Source organism: Dolomitihabitans soli, assembly GCF_022213955.1.
Lineage (GTDB): Bacteria > Actinomycetota > Actinomycetes > Streptosporangiales > Streptosporangiaceae > Streptosporangium_A > Streptosporangium_A soli.
In genome coordinates this window covers 14,854-32,485 of record NZ_JAKNTW010000022.1, presented here as the reverse complement: position 1 = coordinate 32,485, position 17,632 = coordinate 14,854, and the positions used below count along the sequence as shown (strand labels likewise).

Sequence of the window (17,632 nt, the reverse complement as noted above, 5' to 3'; positions counted from 1 at the left end):
GCCCTACCGTGAGGATGCCTGCCTTCCTTGTCGAGCGAACCGGCGCCGGATCGTACGGTTGAGGCCATGCGCTCCCTCATGAAGCAGATCGGTGTCGACACGCGATACCTGCTGATCAGTTTCCCGCTGGCCCTCATCGGGTTCATCCTGATGGTCGTGGGGTTCTCCCTGGGTGTGGGGCTCACCGTGGTCTGGGTGGGGCTGCCGATCCTTGCGACGACGTTGCTGATCGCCCGGCTGTTCGCCGACGTGGAGCGCCGCTGGTTGCCCGAGGTGCTCGGCCGGCCGGTGGCCAGGCCCCGCTACTCGAAGGCGCCGGAGAAGGCCGGGACCCTCCGCCGGCTGGTCAATCCGATCACCAACGGCCAGTCGTGGCTGGACCTGCTGCACGGCGTGGTGGTGCTGCCCTTCGCGATCCTGGGCTTCGTGGTGACCGTGACGTGGTGGGCGGGCACGCTCACGGGGGTCCTCTATCCCCTGTACGGCTGGATCTTCTTCAACGTCCCGGACTACTCGGGCCTGGGGGAGTTGCTGGGCTTCGGCCGGAACTACGTCGCCGACGCCGCGATCAACTTCGGCATCGGCGCGATCTTCGCGATCACGCTGCCGCTGATGCTGCGCCTGGTCGCGATGTTCCAGGCGGGACTCGGCCGGGCGATGCTGACCGGGGTGGCCGAGCTGCACGAGCGGATCGACGACCTGGCGGAGGGCCGGGCGGCGGCGGTGTCGGCCGAGGCGGCGGCGCTGCGCCGGCTGGAGCGCGACATCCACGACGGGCCGCAGCAACGACTCGTCCACCTCGCGATGGAACTGTCCCGTGCGCAGCGGCAGATGACCAAGGACCCGCACGCCGCGGAGACCACGATCGCCGACGCCATCCTCGCCACCCGCGAGACCCTCGACGAGCTGCGCGCCCTCTCGCGCGGCATCGCCCCGCCGATCCTGGCCGACCGCGGGCTCGCCCCGGCGCTGGCCGCGGTGGCCAGCCGGTGCACCATCCCGGTGGAGATCGACGTCCAGACGGTGGAACGGTACCCCGCCGCGTTGGAGAACACGATTTATTTCGTGGTGGCCGAAACCCTCACCAACGTGGCGAAGCACAGCCACGCGACGATGTGCACGGTCTCCCTTTCCCGCACGGGTGACGTGCTGCTGCTGACCATCGGGGATGATGGTGTCGGCGGCGCTCACGTCGCCAAGGGACACGGCCTGGCCGGTCTGGCCGACCGGTTGCGCGCGGTCGACGGCGAACTCGTCGTCGAGTCGCCGACTGGGGGGCCGACGGTGATCGTCGCGGAGGTGCCGTGTGCGGGTAGTCGTGGCCGACGACGCAGTGCTGATCAGGGAGGGCTTGATCAGGCTCCTTGAGGAGTTCGGCTGCGAGGTCGTCGAAGCGGTCGGCGACGGAGACAGCCTGGTGAAGGCCGTGGCGAGGCATCGTCCCGACGTCTCCGTCGTCGATGTGCGGATGCCGCCGACCTTCAGCGACGAAGGGCTGCGCGCCGCGGTGGAGGCTCGCCGCCAGGTGCCGGGCGCCCCGGTGTTGATCCTGTCCCAGTATGTGGAGGTGTCGTATGCCGACGACCTTCTCGCCGACGCGCGCGGCGCGGTCGGTTACCTGCTCAAGGACCGGGTCGTCGACGTGGAGGAGTTCCTCGGCGGACTGCGCAGGGTCTCGGCGGGGGGAACGGTCTTCGACCCCGAAGTGGTGGCCCAGCTGATGGTACGGCGGCGCCGCGACGATCCACTCGCCTCTCTCACCCCCAGAGAGCGCGAGGTGCTCGGCCTGATGGCGGAGGGCAAGTCGAACCCTGCCATCGGCCGGCAACTCGTCATCAGCGACGGTGCGGTGGAGAAGCACATCCGCAGTATCTTCGCCAAGCTCGGACTGCACGCGGAGGACAGCGACCAGCACCGGCGAGTGCTGGCCGTGCTCACTTACCTCCGTTCGTAGGGCCGGCCGGTCAGGCCAGGGCGTCGACCAGCTTGCGGCGCTGCTGGGCGCCGAGGCCGCCGATCCGCCGGTTGACGTCGACACCCGCCTGCTCCATGAGGGCGGTCGCCTTGGCGGGGCCGACGCCCTTGACGGCGCGCAGCGCCTGGGAGACCTTGGTCTTCTTGGTGATGTCGTCCTCCCTGGTGAGCAGGTCGGAGAAGGAAAGCTCGCCGGTCTTTATCTTGGCGAGGAGCGCGGCACGCGCGGCTCGGGCCTCTGCGGCCTTCTCGAGCGCGGCCTGGCGCTGCTCGGGGGTCAGTGTGGGAAGTGCCATGAGTGTCTCCTCCTCGGGTCAGGAACCGGGTTTGTGTTACCCGTGATACCGAATCTAATCGTGGCGGACAGCAGTTTTCCGTGTTCAGGCCCCCATGGGAAGGGAATGTCGTCACGATGTCTCCCACAGGGCAGCCGCCGCCTCGGCGCAGGCGACGTCCTGGGAGACGGTACCGCCACTGACTCCGACCCCGCCGATCACCCTCCCCCCGGCGCCCTCCCCGTCCCACAGGGGCACGCCGCCGCCCACGCAGACGAACCGGTCACCGGCCAGGCCGTACAGCTCGCCGCCCGGCTGGACCATCGGCGCGAGATCGGCGGTGGCGACGCGGTGCGCCACCGCGGTGTGCGCCTTGGCGGGGGCGAGCACCGGACCGGCGATACCGGCTCCGTCCATCCGCTGGAAGGCGGTGAGGTGCCCGCCCGCGTCGACCACGGCCACCGACACGAGCGCGCCGGTGCGGGCCGCCTCCTTGATCGCCGCCTCGCACATCCGCAGGGCCAGCTCGCGATTCACGGCGTCAACCTCCTCGTGGGCCGCCCCGGTGGTGGTGCGGGACCGATTCGTTCGTATCCCGCCGGTCCCGCCGTCGCAAGATCAGACGGCGCGGGATAATGTCCCGATATTTCGTGGTTGGGAGGGTTGTATGCGGGTTCACGACCTGTCCGCGGGCGACGGGGTCATGGCCGGCGTGGCCGAGATCGCGCGCCGCGCCCTCGGCCGGTACGGCCTGCCGGACGAGACGACGGCGACGCTGATCAACGTGTCGGAGAACGCGACCTACCGGGTGGACGACCCGACGGGCGGGCAGCGGGCGATCCTCCGGGTCCACCGGCTCGGCTATCACTCCGCGCGGGCCATCGCCTCCGAACTCGACTGGCTGGAGGCGCTGCGCCGCGACGAGGGCGTCCGCACTCCCCGTGTGCTGCCCGCCGCCGACGGCAGCAGGGCGGTGACCGTCGCCGGCGCGGACGGCGGGCCAGGCCGTACCTGTGTGATGTTCGAGCATCTCCCCGGCGCGGAGCCCGCGGCGGACCGGCTGGTCGAGGCGTTCGAGCGGCTCGGCGCGCTCACCGCCCGCATGCACCGGCACGCCAGGGGCTGGCGGCGGCCCCCCGGGTTCACCCGCTTCCACTGGGACTACGACGCCGCCCTGGGCGAGGAGGCGCGCTGGGGCCGCTGGCAGGACGGCCAGGGGGTGCGCGGCGAGGCGCGGGCCGTACTGGACCGGCTGGACCACGAACTGAGGGTACGGCTGGCACGGCACGGCGGGGGCGCGGACCGTTACGGGCTGATCCATGCCGACCTGCGGCTGGCGAACCTGCTCGTGGACGGGCGGGACGCGCCCAGCGTGATCGACTTCGACGACTGCGGTTTCGGCTGGTACATCTACGACCTCGCGGCCGCGCTCAGCTTCATCGAGCACCACCCGCAGGCGCCCGAGATGATCGACTCCTGGACCCGCGGCTACCGGACGGTTCTCCCGCTGGATCCGGCCGAGGAGCGGGAGATCTGGACGTTCGTGATGTTCCGCCGCCTGCTGCTGGTCGCCTGGATCGGCACCCACACGGCCGTGGACATCGCTCGCGAACTGGGCGCCGGCTACACCGACGGGACCTGTGAGCTGGCCGAGCGCTATCTCGGCGGTGGTCTCTAGGCGCGGGAGGCCGGTTTCCATCGCCGGACGCGCGACCGGGAGCCGGCGTCGGAGCCTGGAGGGCCCCGGAGGAGTTTGGCGTTACGTGGTCGTGACTTGACGTGCACGTTACGCACAGGTTTCATATGGGACATCCGTAAACGTTTACCGATAGCTGTCGGCGATCCTTCGTAAACGTTTACCGTCGTATTCGACCAGGACGGGCAGGTGGCCGCATCGTGAGTGGAGGGCCGACGATCAACACGATCGCCGCTCGTGCGGGGGTGTCCATCGCCTCGGTGTCCCGGGTGCTCAACGGCCTGCCGACGCGCGAGGAGACCGTGCGCAAGGTGCTGGCGGCCGCCAACGAACTGGGTTATGTGCCCAACTCGGTGGCCAGGTCGCTGAAATCGCGGCGGACCAACCAGGTGGCCTTCGCCATGGCCGACATCGGCAACCCGGTCTACCTCGCGATGATCCGCGAGATCCAGCCGGTGCTGAAGGCCGCGGGCTACCGGCTCGTGCTGCACTCCACCGACGCGGACGTCGGCGACGAGATCGACGTGCTGCGCAGCCTCGGCGAGCGCTACGTGGACGGGCTCATCATGATCCCGCTGCGGGTGACCGCGGAACTGGTGACGGCGATCACCGTGGCACGGGCACCCGTCGTGGTCATCGGCTCGGTGCCGGAGGGAACCGCGGTCGACAACGTGCGGACCGACTCGCGCAGCGGCCTGCGGCTGGCCATGGAGCACCTGCACGCGCTCGGCCGGCGCCGTATCGGCTTCCTCAACGGCCCGCCGGACACCGTGCCGGGGGCGGCACGGGGCGCGGCCTACATCGCCACGCTGGCCGCGCTCGGCCTGCCGTACGACCCGCGGCTGGTGGAGGTCGGCGACTTCTACCGCCTGGAGGGCGCGCAGGCGGCGGAGCGGCTGCTCGCCAGACTGGCCGCGGACGGCGGGGCGCCGGGCCTGGACGCGCTGATGTGCGCGAACGACCTGATCGCGCTGGGCGCGCTCGACGTGCTCCGGCGGGCCGGCCTGCGGGTTCCTGAGGACGTGGCCGTGGCCGGCATGGACGACGTCGACCTGGCGGCCGCCGCCTGGCCGGCCGTGACCAGCGTCTCGCTCGGCTCGGCCGAGCGCGGCAAGGCCGCCGCCGAACTGCTGCTCGACCGGCTGGAGAACGGCGACCGCGCCCCCCGGGCCGTCACCTTCGAACCCCGGCTGGTGATCCGCGCCTCGACGGTCGGAGAGGAGACCCGATGACGGCCACCGACGTGCGACCGCCCAGGGCGGCGGGCCCGGGACGGCGGCGGAGACCCGCCCCCGCCGGGCGGCGCGAGATCCTCCTGCTCATGCTGCCCGCGCTGGTCCCGGTGCTGGTGTTCAGCGTGGGCCCGCTGCTCTACGGCGTCTTCCTCGCCTTCACCGACGCCGAGGCCGGATTCAACCACGAGACCGAACTCAACGGGCTGGCGAACTTCGGGCAGTTGCTCACCGACGACGACTTCTGGTCCTCCTTCAGGATCGGCATGATCTGGGCGGTCTCCGTCACGGTCCTGCAGTTCGTCGCGTCCCTCGGACTGGCCCTGCTGCTCAACCAGAACCTGCGGTTCCGCGGCCTGGCCCGGGTGCTGTCGGTGGTGCCGTGGGCGATGCCGCCGGTGGTCATCGGGCTGATGTGGCGGCTCGTCTACCACCCCAACGCGGGCATCCTGAACGCGACCCTGCAGGACGTCGGGCTGATCGGCCAGAACATCGACTGGCTGAACGACTTCTCGATCGCGTTGCCCGCGATCATCGTGGTCGGGGTCTGGACCGGGATGCCGCAGACGACCGTCGTGCTGCTGGCCGGGTTGCAGAGCGTGCCGAAGGAACTGCACGAGGCCGCGCAGATGGACGGCGCGGGAGTGTGGCGGCGGTTCTGGAGCGTCACCCTTCCGCAGCTCCGGCCGGTGATCGTGGCGATCACCTCGCTCGACTTCGTGTGGAACATCAACCAGTTCGGCCTGGTCTATGTGCTCACCCAGGGTGGGCCCGGCGGCCAGACCCGGCTGCCGATGCTGTTCGCCTACGAAGAGGCGTTCCGTTACGGCTTCTTCGGGTACGCCGCGATGCTCGGGGTCGCCTTCGCGATCGTCGTGCTGGCCGTGCTCGGCATCTATCTCTGGCGCCAGATGCGGGAGGCGAGCTGACAATGAGAGCTCTGGGACGCGCCGGGCAGTACGTCGCCCTGGTGGCATATGTGGTCTTCCTCGGGTTCCCGCTGGTCTGGCTGTTCTCCACGGCGCTGAAGACGCCGCGGGAGATGGGCAACCTGAATCCGTCGTGGGTGCCCGCCGACCCGACGCTGGCCAACTTCGCCGCCGCGTTCGGCGAGCAGGACCTGGTGGGCTCCGCCGTACGCAGCCTGGTCGTGGCGCTGGCGACCTCGGTGATCACGGTGGTGATCTCGCTGCCCGCGGCCTACGCGATGGCGCGCCACCGTTCGGCGCTCAACCGGGCCGCGACCGGGTGGGTGCTGGTCAGCCAGGTCTTCCCGTTCATCCTGATCATCATTCCGCTGTTCATGGTGCTGCGCGCCCTCGATCTGGTGAGCACGCTGACCGGGCTGGTGCTGGTACACGTCACGTTCGTGCTGCCGTTCGCGCTGTGGATGCTGCAGGGATATGTCAGGGCGGTGCCGCGCGAGCTGGAGGAGGCCGCCTCGGTGGACGGCGCGGGACGGCTGCGGGCGCTGGCCAGCGTGGTGGCGCCGCTGCTCGCGCCCGGGGTGGTCGCCACGTTGCTGTTCGCGTTCATCTCTTCGTGGAACGAGTTTCTCTTCGCCCTGGTCGTGCTCAAGGACCCGGACGTGGCCACGCTCCCGCTCACGCTGGTGAAGTTCACCGGTCCCGAGGGGGTCTCACGGCTCGGCCCGCTCGCCGCCGCCTCGCTGCTGGCGACGATCCCGAGCCTCGTTTTCTTCGCAATCATCCAGCGGCGGCTGAGGTCCGGCCTGATGGCCGGGGCCGTCAAGGGTTAGTCCCGATAGGAGAGTCTCATGCGTGTACGTAGCGTGCTGGCGGCAGGGGCGGCCGCGCTGGTCACCCTGACCGCGGCGGCGTGCGGGTCGGGCGACGCCGGCGGTGGCGAGGCCACCTCCGCCGGGCCCGTCAAACTGCAGTTCCTCAGCCTCGCCTGGCAGAAGGAGTCGATCGCCGCCAACAAGGAGCTGGTCGAGACCTGGAACAAGGCGAACCCCACGATCCAGGTCGAGTACGTCCAGGGCAGCTGGGACAACGTCAACGACCAGCTCGTGACCTCCTTCGAGGGCGGCGAGGCGCCCGACGTCATCCACGACGACTCGCCCGCGCTGTCCGGCTTCGCCTCCCGGGGCTACCTGCTCGACCTGAAGGACAAACTGCCCGCCGAGCTCAAGGGCGACATCCCGCAGGCCGCCTGGGACACCGTGACCTTCAGCGACGGCAAGGACGGCCAGGGCGTGTACGGCGTGCCGTTCCTGCAGGAGTCGCAGGTCATCATCGCCAACAAGAAGCTGCTCGACGAGGCCGACGTCCGGGTGCCGACCGCGGAGGAGCCGTGGACGTGGGACGAGTTCGCCGAGATCACAAGGAAGCTCACCAAGCCGGGTAAGCGGTTCGGCGTGGCGTGGCCGATGAAGTCGCCGGTGAACAAGGTGCTCAACCTGAGCCTCAACTTCGGCGGCACCTTCTTCCAGACGGACGCCGCCGGCAAGTCGACCGTCAAGGTCGGCCCCGAGGAGCGCCAGGTGCTCCAGCGCATCCACGACCAGCTGCACAAGGACAAGTCGGCCGACCCCTCCGCGCTCGGCATGGGCACCGCCGACCCGCTGCCCGGTTTCTTCGACGGGAAGTACGCCCTGCTGCCCGCCGGGGTCTTCCTCCGCCAGCAGGTCGTGGAGCAGGCCCCCGAGGGCTTCGAGTGGGTCACGATCCCGCCGCTCAAGGGCACCTCCGCCGAGCAGGGCGCCGTCTCGCAGACGCTGAGCGTCGCGGCTCAGAGCAAGCACCCGGACGAGGCCGTCAAGTTCATCTCCTTCTTCCTCAACGGCCCCAACCAGGTCAAGCTCGCCAAGGGCGACTGGCTGCTCCCCACCAGCACGTCCGCCGCCAAGGACTCGTCGATCAACGCCGAGAAGGACGGCTGGGACGTGGCCACCGCCTCCGCCAAGAACCTCGTCGTCGCCCCCTTCCTGAAGGTCAACGGCTACGACGAATGGCGGACCAAGGTCGCCACCCCGGCCCTCCAGCAGTACTTCGCCAACAAGATCACCCTGGACGCCGCCGCCAAGACCCTCGTCGAAGAGGGCAACAAGGTCCTGGAACGCTACTCCTCATGACCACCCAAGCGAGCCAAGGTTCTCGCCCGGACGCGCCGACGCCTGGACTGAGGAGCGAAGAGGAAAGGCGAAGCGGGCAACAAGGTCCTGGAACGCCACTCCTCAAGAACACTCAAGCGAGCCAGGGTCCTCGCCCGGGCGCGCCGGTGCCTGGACTGAGGAGCGAAGGAGCGACGAAGGAGCGGATGAGTGACGAGGGAAGGCACCGGGTGTGAGCGCCCGGGCCGCGACGCGCAGCGTCGCATCAGACAGGTGAGCGCCCGGGCCGCGACGCGCAGCGTCGCATTAGATAGAGCCAGGGGGTGTCTGCTCGGTCTCGCGGCCGGGGACGCCCTCGGGCGCCCCGCGGAGAACCTGGAACCCGCCGAGATCGAGCGCAGGTGGGGACGGCTGACGGAGATCGAGCCGGGCAAGGGCGGCACCGACGACACCGAGTACTCCATCTTCGCGGCCATCCTGCTGTGCCGTCACGGCTCGGCGCTGACCAGTGAGATCGTCGCCGCCGCCTATCGCGAGGAGGTCATGCCGTCGATCGACGGGCCGATGCGCGGGGCCGGCTTCTCCGAGCTGGGCGCGATGGAGGCGCTGCGCGGGGGACTCCAGCCGCCGCTGACCGGGCTGTGGCATCAGCACGGCTGGTCCGACGGGCTGGCCATGCGGGCCGCGCCGTACGGGATCTACGCGGCGGGTGAGCCGGCGGAGGCCGCGCGGCTGGTCGCGGTGGACGGTGCGGTCAGCAACGCGGGCGAGGGGATCCTCGGCGGGCAGGCGGTCGCGGCGGCGGTGGCCGTCGCGATGACCGGGGCCGAGCCGGGCGAGGTCGTTGCGGCTGGGCTGCGGGCCGTACCGGAGGATTCCTGGACGGCCCGTTCGCTGCGGGCGGCCGTCGAGGTGGTGCGCGGTGCCGGTGGCGCGGTGGACCTGCACGACGCGGTGGTCGTCAGGGACTATCCGTGGACCGACCTGGCGCCCGAGGCGGTGGCGCTGGCCATGGCCGCCTATCTGATCGGCGGCGGCGACGTGGAGGAGTCGGTGGTGGCCGCGGCGAACCTCGGCAGGGACGCCGACACCACCGCCGCCATCGCCGGCGCGCTCGCCGGGGCGGGACGGGGCGAGGACGGGGTCCCCGCCCGCTGGGCCGCCGAGATCGGGCCGGTCAAGGGGACCTGCCTGCCGGTCGTGGCGGGGCGGCACGTGCTCGACGTCGCCGGTGAACTGGTGGCGTCGCGGGAAAGAGCGGAAAGGATCTAGGGGAAGATGGCATCGGGGGACAGGATTCGCGGCGCCTTCATCGGGCTGGCCGTCGGCGACGCCGTGGGGTGGCCCGCGCAGCGGCACCGCTCGGGGCTGCTGGCGCCGTGGAGCAGGCGGCTCGGCCGCGAACTCGACACGTTCGCGGAGGAGCGGAGGATCACCACGTTGCCCGTGCCGTTCGCCCTGAATCAGCAGGTCGGGCCGTTGCGGGTGGGCCCGTCCGACGACGCGGAGTGGCTGGCGTGGACCGCGCGCACGATCGGCGAGGACCGGGTCACCGCGTACGGCGAGCTGGCCGCGCGGGATGACCTGCGGGTCCGGATCTCGGTCAGGGTGGCGCTCGGCAACCTCGCCCGCGGCAAGCCGCCGCCGGTGAGCGGCCATGACAATCCGCACCACTTCGACGACGCCGCCGCCGTCCGAGCGGTCGCCTTCGGCGCGGCCGGGCTCGACCCGCGCCCGGACGCGGTGGTCACCAACTCGGGGGACGGGGTGCTCGCCGCGAGCGCGATGGCCGCGGCGGTCGCCGTGGCCGTGGCGGGCGGCGACGTGCGCGACGTGGTCGCCGCGGCGCTGGCCGAGCTGCCCGCGGACACCGCGATCGGGGCCGCGGCCAGGATCGCGCTGGAGGTGGCGGACCGGGCGGACGACGCGTTCGCCGCCGTGCCGGAGCTGGACGCCGCGTTGATCGACCACGTCTACAGCTACGGCGTCGCCGCCGCGCAGACCGTGCCGGTCGCGCTCGCGCTGACCGTCGCCTCGGGCGGGCGGCTGAGCGCCGCCGTGCCCGCCGCCGCGTGCCTGCCCTCGCTCGCCGACTCGGCGCCCGCGCTGACCGGTGCGCTGACCGGGGCGCTCACCGGGTACGCCGCGCTGCCGGGGCGGTGGTGCGAGGCGGCGCGGACCCTGGCCGGGTGCGCGCTGCCCGGCCTGGCCGGGACCGACCTGCTGGACATCGCAACAGAACTGATCACGAAGGGGGAGCAGCATGACGCCGCTTGAGGACAAGGCCGCCGGTTGTCTGACCGGGGCCGCGGTGGGGGACGCACTCGGCGGGGCCACGGAGGGCTGGACACCCGAGCAGATCGAGCAGCGGTACGGCGGGCGGGTCGAGGGCATCGTCCCTCCCTTCAACGAGGATTGGCGGAACGCCCGCCCGATCGCGCCGTACCACAAGGGCGACGGGCACGTCACCGACGACACCCTGATGACGCACGCCCTGGTCAGGGTGTACGAGCGGGCGGGCGGTCATCTCGACGCCTACGCGGTCGCCGAGCACCTGGTGCCGGAGATGATGGGCGAGAAGCGCTGGATCCCCGAACTGGAGGCGGAGGCGCTGCCGCTGCACCGGGTGTTCCTGGCCGAGAAGTGGCTGGTCCTGCGCCTGCACTACGGCCACATCGACCCGCGTGAGGCGGGCGTGGGCAACATCGTCAACTGCGGCGCGGCGATGTACATGGCCCCGGTCGGTGTGGTGAACGCCGGTGACCCCGACGCCGCCTACGCCGAGGCCATCGACGTCGCCGGCGCGCACCAGTCGAGCTATGGCAGGGAGGCCGCCGGCGTACTGGCCGCCGCGGTGGCCGAGGCTATGCGCCCCGGCGCGACGCCCGACTCGGTGGTGGAGACGTCCCTGCGTCTGGCCCACGACGGGACGAGGGCCGCGATCGAGGCGGTCTGCGACAAGGCTCGCGGATTCGAGCACTGGGAGGGGTCCTTCGCCGGGCTCCGTGCCGCCATGGCCCCCTACGACACGGTCGCCGACACCTACCGCGACCAGGGGCTCGGGGCTCGCCGTGCGAGCAGGATCCACAGCATCGAGGAGTTGCCGCTGGCGCTGGCCTTCCTGGTGATCGCCAAGGGCGACTACCGCGACACCGTGCTCGGCGGCGTGAACTACGGCCGCGATGCCGACTCCATCGCCAGCATGGGCGGCGCCATCGCGGGCGCGCTCGGCGGCCTCGCCTCGGTCCCCGCGCGCTGGCGCGACGAGATCTCCACCGCGAGCCGTCTCGACCTCGTCGCCCCCGCGCTGGCGCTCGCCGCGGTGGCGACCCGGGTGCACGAGGACGACGTGGCGCGCAGGAGGGCCGGCGAGCAGGCGTTCCGGGAGCTGCTGTCGTGATCAGGCTGACCTGGGTCCAGCCCGAGGATCTGGTGGGCCACGAGCTCCGTCAGGCCGCCGAGGACGGCCGGGACGTGTCGGCGATCGCCGATCGCTGGCGGGCGGCGGGCGGCCACGCCGCGCCGCCGCGCGCGGGTGCCTCGCCCGAGCCGGGGGACCGCGCGCTCGCCGGGGAGATCCTCGCCGAACTGGCCGCGCTGGAATCCCCCTACGACGAGCCGTCGGGGATCGAGGAGATCGTCGCGGCCTGTCCCGCCTGGCCGGTGGCCACCCGGGTGCGGGCCGACCCCGACCGGATGCTCGGCGCCTGGCGCGGCCGGGCGGCGGGATGCGTGCTCGGCAAGCCGGTGGAGAAGATCCCGCGCGCGGGGATCAGGGAGATCGCCGAGGCCACCGGCAACTGGCCGATCCGCGGCTGGTTCACCGCCGAGGGCCTGCCCGCCGAGGTCGCCGGACGGTGGCCGTGGAACCGGCGCAGCGCCGGCAACTCCCTGGCCGAGAACATCGGCGGCGTGCCCGAGGACGACGACCTCAACTTCCCGCTGCTCGCCCTGGCCCTGCTCGAGCGGCACGGCCGGGACTTCGGCACCGAGCACGTCGCCAAGCTGTGGCTCGACGAGCTGCCCGGCGGCCGGGTGTTCACCGCCGAGCGGATCGCCTACCGCAACCTGCTCGCCGGGCTGGAGCCGCCCGCCACCGCGACCTTCCAGAACCCCTTCAGGGAGTGGATCGGCGCACTGATCAGGGCCGACGTGTACGGCTGGGCCAACCCGGGCGATGTGGGCGCGGCCGCCACGATGGCCTGGCGCGACGCCCGGCTCAGCCACACCGCCAACGGGATCTACGGCTCGATGTTCGCCGCCGCGATGTGCGCCTCCTCGCTGGTCGCCTCCTCGGCGGCCGAGGTCGTGGCGGCGGGGCTGTCGGTGGTCCCGCCCGCCTCCCGGCTCGCCTCCGCCGTACGGCACGCCGTGCGCGTCGCCTCGGCCGAGCCGGACTTCGAGCGGGTGATCGACGCCCTGCACGAGCGGCACGGCGAGCTGCACTGGGTGCACACGATCAACAACGCCGCCCTGATCGCCGCCACGCTGGTGCACGGGGACGGCGACTTCACGGCGGTGATCGCCGGGGCCGTCGCCGGCGGCTGGGACACCGACTCCGCCGGGGCGACGGCGGGTTCGGTGGCCGGCGCGCTGCTCGGGGCCGCCGGGCTGCCCACCTCGTGGTCCATGGAGAATCGGCTGGCCAGTAGCATCACGGGGTTCGACGGGATCGGGTTGGACGCGTTGGCCCGCCGTACGATGGAGATTTCATGATCAGTGTTTACGGCAGCGCGAACATGGACCTCGTCGCTTACGTGGAGAAGGCACCGGGTCTCGGTGAGACCGTCGCGGGGCGGGCGTTCCGCACCATCCCCGGCGGGAAGGGGGCCAACCAGGCCGTGGCCGCCGCCCGGGCGGGCGCGCCGGTGCTCTTCGTGGGCGCGGTCGGCGACGACGCGTTCGGGCCCGAGATGCGCGCCACCCTGGCCGGCGCCGGAGTGGATGTCGGGCGGCTGCGCACGGTCCCCGGCGCCTCGGGCATCGCGCACATCGTCGTCGACGACGACGGCGGCAACTCGATCATCGTGGTGCCCGGCGCGAACGGCACCCTCACCGGCCCCACCGACGACGACGCGGCCGCCATCGGCCGGTCCGACGCGCTGCTGCTCCAGCTCGAACTCCCGATGGAGGCGGTCGTCGCCGCGGCCCGCAGCTCCACCGTCCCGGTGATCCTCACCCCCGCGCCGGTCGTCCCGCTCCCCGCCGAGTTGCTCGCCGCCGTGGACCTGATCGTCCCGAACGAGCACGAGGCCGCCGCGATCACCGGCTGCCGGGAGCCGGCGGAGGCGCTGGCCGCCCTGCTGGAGCTGGTCCCCGAGGCCGTCGTCACCCTGGGCGGAGCCGGAGCCCTGTACGGCTCGCGCGGCACGACGCCGGTGCACGTGCCCGCTTTCCAGGTCGAGGCCGTCGACACCACGGCGGCCGGCGACACCTTCGTCGGCGCGCTCGCGGTCGCCCGCACCGAGGGCCTGCCCCCCGAGGCGGCCCTCCGCTTCGCCTCCGCCGCCGCCGCCCTGTCCGTCCAGCGGGAGGGCGCGAGCACCTCCATGCCGTCCCGCGCCGCCATCGACGCGTTCCTCGCCCCGTGACGTCCGGCCCGCCGCGCCAGCCGGGCCGGAACGGGCGGAATCCGGCTCGGTAACCCGCGGGATAGCCGGTGGAGTACGGGGTCTGGATCCCCCGGAAGTACACCCACATGCCGTTGTAGGCGGGCTCTGGAATCACGCGCGTCGCGGAGTGGTTGGGGCTCGGTGTGGACGATGTGGACGTGGTGGTCGCGGGCGCCGGGCAGGCCGGTCTGTCCAGTGCCTACTTCCTGCGCAGGGCCGGGCTGGGATTCGTGGTGCTCGACCGGGGCGAGGGGCCCGGCGGGGCGTGGCGGCACCGGTGGCCGTCGCTGACGCTGGGTGCGGTGCACGGCATTCATGACCTGCCGGGGATGCGGCTGGACGACGCCGAGCCCACCCGCCCCGCGTCCGAGGTGGTCGCGCGTTACTTCGGCGGGTACGAGAGCCGGTTCGAGCTGCCGGTGTTGCGGCCGGTCGAGGTCCGGGCGGTGCGCGGGCTGCCCGACGGGCGGCTCCGGGTCGAGACCACGGCGGGGGAGTGGACGGCGCGGGCCCTGATCAACGCCACCGGCACCTGGGACCGCCCCTTCTGGCCGCGCTACCCCGGGCAGGAGACCTTCCGCGGCCGTCAGCTGCACACAGCCGGTTACACCGGGCGCGAGGAGTTCGCCGGGCAGCGCGTGGTGGTGGTCGGCGGTGGCGCCTCCGGGGTCCAGCTCCTCATGGAGATCTCCGAGGTGGCCGAGACGACCTGGGTCACCCGTCACCCGCCCCGCTTCGTCGAGGGCCCCTTCGACCGGGAGGCCGGCCGCGCCGCCGTCGCCGAGATCGCCGACAGGGTACGCCGGGGGCTGCCGCCGGGAAGCATCGTCAGCGCGACCGGGTATCCGGTGACCCCCGAGGTACGGCGGGCCATGGACGCCGGGGTGCTGGCGCGGCTCCCGATGTTCGACAGGATCACTCCGGACGGGGTGGCCTGGGACGACGGGCGCGAGATCGCCGCCGACGTGATCCTCTGGTGCACCGGCTTCCGGCCCGTCGTCAACCACCTGGCACCCCTCGGCCTGCGCGAACCGGGCGGCGGCATCCGCGTCGAGGGTACCCACGCCGCCCGCGATCCCCGCGTCCACCTCGTCGGCTACGGCCCCTCCGCCAGCACCATCGGCGCGACCAGGGCCGCCCGCACCGCCGTACGCGACCTCCGTGCCCTCCTCGCCGGCCACGCGGCCGCCTGACCCCGCGCAGCACCGGTCAGAGGGTCAGGGCTTGGCGGATCTCGTCGTCCTGGGGGGCCAGTTCGAGGGCGCGGTGGAGGTCGGCGGCAGCCTGGCGGGGGTGGCCGGTGGCGCGGAGGGCGAGGGCGCGGTTGTAGAGGAGGGCGGGATCCTCGCCGAGGGAGAGCGCCCGGGTGAGGTCGGCGACGGCGGACTCGGGGTCGCCCGTCTCGTGCGCGAGGATGCCCCGGTTCGCCCAGGCGGCGGCCAGCGCGGGGTCCGCCGCCAGGGCGTCGTCGAAGGCGGCGCGGGCCTCGGCGGGACGTCCTCCGGCGAGCTCCACCTGGCCCAGCGCGCACAGCAGGTAGGGGTTGGCCGGGTCGAGCGCCAGGCCGGCCTCGGCGTCGGCGCGCGCCTCGCCGTACCTGCCGAGGGACGCGAGCAGGCCCGCGCGGTTGGCGAGGCCGTCGACGAACTCGGGGTCGAGGGCGAGGGCGTGGTCCAGGTCGGCGAGCGCGCCCTGGTGGTCTCCGGCGGCGAACCTGGCCTCGGCCCGGTTGTAGTAGGGCTCGGGGAACGGCGGCCCGGCGCGCATCGCGCTCTCGTAGTCGGCGACCGCGTCGGCGGGCCGGCCCAGCCGGTAGAGCAGGTTGCCCCGGTCGATGTAGTAGTCGGGGTATCCCGGGTCGGCGGCGATGACCGCGTCGAGGTCGGCGAGGGCGGCGGCGGGGTCGGCGGCGATCCGGGCCCGGTTCGCGAGCAGGACCAGCCGGTGGACGGGGTGCGCGCCGGGTTCGAGGTCGCGGTCGGCGAGGTCGATGGCCTCCTGGACGAGCCGCCGCGCCTCGCCCGTACGGCCGAGCCGGGTCTCGACGAGGGCCTTGCCGTTGAGGTCGAAGCCCAGTTTGAAGGCCCTCGTCGACCGGTCGGGCAGCAGCGTGGAGATCGCGATCGCCTCGTTGACCCAGCCGAGCGCCGCCTGCGGGTCCCGGCGCGCGGGGTCGTGGTGGCGTACGGCGAGCATGGCCGTGGAGTAGGCGGCGGCGGCGTGCGCGGCGGGCTCGGTGCTGCCCCTGCGCGCCACGTCGAAGAGGCCGGCCGCCTCCTCCTCGCGGCCGAGGGCGCCGAGCGCGGTGGCGGTCCGGTGGATGAGACGCCACCAGTCCTCGTGGCCGGTGACGGGATCGGCCAGCGGCAGCGCGCGGGCGCCGAGTTCGGCGACGGCGTGGTGGCAGCCCTCCTCGAAGCACCATTCCACCGCGTACGTGAACGCGTCGAGGGCGCGGGCCGGGTCGCCCGCCCGCTCGCGGTGGTGCGGGACCGCGCCCAGCTTCGGTCCGATCGTGCCCAGGGCTTCCAGTTCGTCGGCCCGCCGCGCGTGCCCGGCGGGGCTCAGTTCCCACTCGCCCGGAGGAGCAGCCGTCTCGGTGAGGTGGAGCAGCCCGGGGTCGACCCGGCGGCGCAGCACGGCGAGGAACTCGTGGTCGGTCGGATCGGCGTGCCGGAGGTTCGCGACGGCGATCGTGCGGTCGCCGGTCGCCGCCAGGTGGTCGCGGACGAACTCCGCCAGCCCGTTGGAGATCCGCAGCGTGCGGCGGGGCGCGTGGACCAGGATGCGTTCGGCCCTGGGTAGGTCGGCGGCGATGGAGACGCGCCGGGCGGGGACGAGGTGCCGCAGGTCGGGCGCCGCCGTACGGATCTCGATGTCGTGGGCCGTGACCAGTTCGGGCCGGTGTTCCAGGGCCTCGGGCACGAGTTCCGCCAGGATGGCGCTCGCCGCGGTGTACGGCCCGCACCGCCTGCGGTCGGCGTCGACCAGCAGGGGGGACACCGCTGCCATCCGTTGTCCGCCTTCGCCGCTCGTGGGCCGTGGCGGGCCGGTGTCACCCGCGCGGGACACCGGCCCTCCGGCGATCAACCCTCGTGCTTGGCGCTCGCGGCGCCCTTGAGCGTCACCGGGCCGGGCCTGTGAACGATGATCTTCTTCATGGCTCTCCTGCTCGGGCCTGCGTTCGGTCATTCAGTATCAGGTGATCTTGATCGTCTTGACAAGATCTCCTGACGTTATGGCCGGATCCGGACACACCGCCACATCCCAGGCGGTGCGCGTGCCGTACGGAAGAGGCGATAGCGTGCCGGTGTGGAACGGACCTTCACCCTTGACGAGGCACGTGCGCTGATGCCGGAGGTCCTCGAACAGGCGAGGGACTTCGTGGCGATCCGTGCGGACATGGCCGAGCTGGCGTACGACCTCAGGCGAGGTGCGGGCTCGCGGCTCGGCGGGCTGGCCGAGGCCAAGGCGCACGAGGCCAGGATGGACGAGATCCTCGGCTGGTTCGCCGAGCGCGAGATCGAGGTCAAGGGGGTCGCGCCGCTGCTCGTCGACTTCCCCGCCGAGCTCGACGGCGTCTCCGTACGGCTGTGCTGGCTCGAAGGCGACCCCGACCTCGGCTGGTACCACCGCAGCGACCTCGGCTTCCCGGGACGCCGGCCGCTGGCCTAGCCGGGCGGCCCCTGACCTGAGGAAACGGGCTCGTCGCGCGACCCCCGGCATGACGGAGCCGGGGAGGCGAAACTCCCCGGCTCCGTCCGCGG

At 72.5% G+C, this 17,632-nt stretch carries 17 protein-coding genes; 14 read left to right on the top strand and 3 right to left on the bottom strand.

Going from position 1 to position 17,632, the window contains the following annotated elements; translation table 11 throughout:
• Nucleotides 1-66 precede the first annotated feature (66 nt).
• Entirely contained in the window at nt 67-1,368 is a 1,302-nt protein-coding gene (locus MBA17_RS33620; RefSeq protein ID WP_238501231.1) for a sensor histidine kinase, read from the top strand.
• A complete protein-coding gene (locus MBA17_RS33615; RefSeq protein ID WP_238501229.1) occupies nt 1,307-1,954 on the top strand; it encodes a response regulator transcription factor in 648 nt (215 codons plus the stop codon). Before MBA17_RS33620 ends, MBA17_RS33615 begins: the two co-directional genes overlap by 62 nt.
• 10 nt (nt 1,955-1,964) lie before the next feature.
• Here MBA17_RS33615 and mihF read toward each other — a convergent pair whose 3' ends face one another.
• Nucleotides 1,965-2,270: an integration host factor, actinobacterial type gene (gene mihF, locus MBA17_RS33610; protein ID WP_238501226.1), complete on the bottom strand. Its 306-nt coding sequence runs from the start codon at nt 2,268-2,270 to the stop codon at nt 1,965-1,967.
• A 111-nt stretch (nt 2,271-2,381) separates the two neighbouring features.
• Nucleotides 2,382-2,786 carry a GlcG/HbpS family heme-binding protein gene (locus MBA17_RS33605; protein WP_238501224.1) on the bottom strand — a complete coding sequence of 135 codons (405 nt, stop codon included), beginning with the start codon at nt 2,784-2,786 and terminating at the stop codon, nt 2,382-2,384.
• A gap of 130 nt (nt 2,787-2,916) precedes the next feature.
• Here MBA17_RS33605 and MBA17_RS33600 point away from each other — a divergent pair, with 130 nt between their 5' ends.
• From MBA17_RS33600 to MBA17_RS33550, 11 genes are all read left to right on the top strand, one after another.
• The gene (locus tag MBA17_RS33600; RefSeq protein WP_238501222.1) at nt 2,917-3,927 is read left to right on the top strand and encodes a phosphotransferase enzyme family protein; all 1,011 of its coding nucleotides are present in this window, start codon (nt 2,917-2,919) and stop codon (nt 3,925-3,927) included.
• A gap of 218 nt (nt 3,928-4,145) precedes the next feature.
• Nucleotides 4,146-5,177: a LacI family DNA-binding transcriptional regulator gene (locus MBA17_RS33595; RefSeq protein WP_238501219.1), complete on the top strand. Its 1,032-nt coding sequence runs from the start codon at nt 4,146-4,148 to the stop codon at nt 5,175-5,177.
• Nucleotides 5,174-6,106 carry a carbohydrate ABC transporter permease gene (locus tag MBA17_RS33590; RefSeq protein WP_238501217.1) on the top strand — a complete coding sequence of 311 codons (933 nt, stop codon included), beginning with the start codon at nt 5,174-5,176 and terminating at the stop codon, nt 6,104-6,106. Before MBA17_RS33595 ends, MBA17_RS33590 begins: the two co-directional genes overlap by 4 nt.
• Before the next feature lie 2 nt (nt 6,107-6,108).
• Nucleotides 6,109-6,936, top strand: a complete 828-nt coding sequence (locus MBA17_RS33585) for a carbohydrate ABC transporter permease (RefSeq protein WP_238501215.1) — start codon at nt 6,109-6,111, stop codon at nt 6,934-6,936.
• A gap of 18 nt (nt 6,937-6,954) precedes the next feature.
• Nucleotides 6,955-8,274 (top strand): ABC transporter substrate-binding protein, encoded by a 1,320-nt coding sequence (locus tag MBA17_RS33580; protein WP_238501213.1) that lies wholly within the window; start codon nt 6,955-6,957, stop codon nt 8,272-8,274.
• Nucleotides 8,275-8,463: 189 nt separating this feature from the next.
• Nucleotides 8,464-9,525 carry an ADP-ribosylglycohydrolase family protein gene (locus tag MBA17_RS33575; RefSeq protein WP_238501211.1) on the top strand — a complete coding sequence of 354 codons (1,062 nt, stop codon included), beginning with the start codon at nt 8,464-8,466 and terminating at the stop codon, nt 9,523-9,525.
• A 6-nt stretch (nt 9,526-9,531) separates the two neighbouring features.
• The gene (locus MBA17_RS33570; protein WP_238501206.1) at nt 9,532-10,530 is read left to right on the top strand and encodes an ADP-ribosylglycohydrolase family protein; all 999 of its coding nucleotides are present in this window, start codon (nt 9,532-9,534) and stop codon (nt 10,528-10,530) included.
• Nucleotides 10,517-11,653: an ADP-ribosylglycohydrolase family protein gene (locus tag MBA17_RS33565; RefSeq protein WP_238501205.1), complete on the top strand. Its 1,137-nt coding sequence runs from the start codon at nt 10,517-10,519 to the stop codon at nt 11,651-11,653. The genes MBA17_RS33570 and MBA17_RS33565 overlap by 14 nt, the downstream gene beginning before the upstream one ends.
• Nucleotides 11,650-12,969, top strand: coding sequence for an ADP-ribosylglycohydrolase family protein (locus tag MBA17_RS33560; RefSeq protein ID WP_238501204.1), 1,320 nt, complete (start codon nt 11,650-11,652; stop codon nt 12,967-12,969). The genes MBA17_RS33565 and MBA17_RS33560 overlap by 4 nt, the downstream gene beginning before the upstream one ends.
• On the top strand, nt 12,966-13,844 hold the full coding sequence (locus tag MBA17_RS33555; RefSeq protein ID WP_238501203.1) for a ribokinase: 879 nt from the start codon (nt 12,966-12,968) through the stop codon (nt 13,842-13,844). The genes MBA17_RS33560 and MBA17_RS33555 overlap by 4 nt, the downstream gene beginning before the upstream one ends.
• A gap of 164 nt (nt 13,845-14,008) precedes the next feature.
• Complete coding sequence (locus tag MBA17_RS33550) at nt 14,009-15,058, top strand: NAD(P)-binding domain-containing protein (RefSeq protein WP_455432909.1); 1,050 nt, start codon at nt 14,009-14,011, stop codon at nt 15,056-15,058.
• 16 nt (nt 15,059-15,074) lie between these two features.
• On the opposite strand, the gene MBA17_RS33545 is transcribed toward MBA17_RS33550, so the two are convergent.
• Nucleotides 15,075-16,877, bottom strand: a complete 1,803-nt coding sequence (locus MBA17_RS33545) for a tetratricopeptide repeat protein (RefSeq protein WP_238501201.1) — start codon at nt 16,875-16,877, stop codon at nt 15,075-15,077.
• A gap of 300 nt (nt 16,878-17,177) precedes the next feature.
• On the opposite strand from MBA17_RS33545, the gene MBA17_RS33540 reads away from it, so the two are divergent.
• Entirely contained in the window at nt 17,178-17,540 is a 363-nt protein-coding gene (locus MBA17_RS33540; protein WP_238501198.1) for a DUF2203 domain-containing protein, read from the top strand.
• Nucleotides 17,541-17,632 lie beyond the last annotated feature (92 nt).

Bases quoted from the DNA above. Each gene is read 5' to 3' on its own strand.
- MBA17_RS33585 (WP_238501215.1), top strand. From the start codon at position 6,109: ATGAGAGCTCTGGGACGCGCCGGGCAGTACGTCGCCCTGGTGGCATAT.
- MBA17_RS33555 (WP_238501203.1), top strand. From the start codon at position 12,966: ATGATCAGTGTTTACGGCAGCGCGAACATGGACCTCGTCGCTTACGTG.
- mihF (WP_238501226.1), bottom strand. From the start codon at position 2,270: ATGGCACTTCCCACACTGACCCCCGAGCAGCGCCAGGCCGCGCTCGAG.
- MBA17_RS33565 (WP_238501205.1), top strand. From the start codon at position 10,517: ATGACGCCGCTTGAGGACAAGGCCGCCGGTTGTCTGACCGGGGCCGCG.
- MBA17_RS33570 (WP_238501206.1), top strand. From the start codon at position 9,532: ATGGCATCGGGGGACAGGATTCGCGGCGCCTTCATCGGGCTGGCCGTC.
- MBA17_RS33580 (WP_238501213.1), top strand. From the start codon at position 6,955: ATGCGTGTACGTAGCGTGCTGGCGGCAGGGGCGGCCGCGCTGGTCACC.
- MBA17_RS33600 (WP_238501222.1), top strand. From the start codon at position 2,917: ATGCGGGTTCACGACCTGTCCGCGGGCGACGGGGTCATGGCCGGCGTG.
- MBA17_RS33590 (WP_238501217.1), top strand. From the start codon at position 5,174: ATGACGGCCACCGACGTGCGACCGCCCAGGGCGGCGGGCCCGGGACGG.
- MBA17_RS33620 (WP_238501231.1), top strand. From the start codon at position 67: ATGCGCTCCCTCATGAAGCAGATCGGTGTCGACACGCGATACCTGCTG.
- MBA17_RS33545 (WP_238501201.1), bottom strand. From the start codon at position 16,877: ATGGCAGCGGTGTCCCCCCTGCTGGTCGACGCCGACCGCAGGCGGTGC.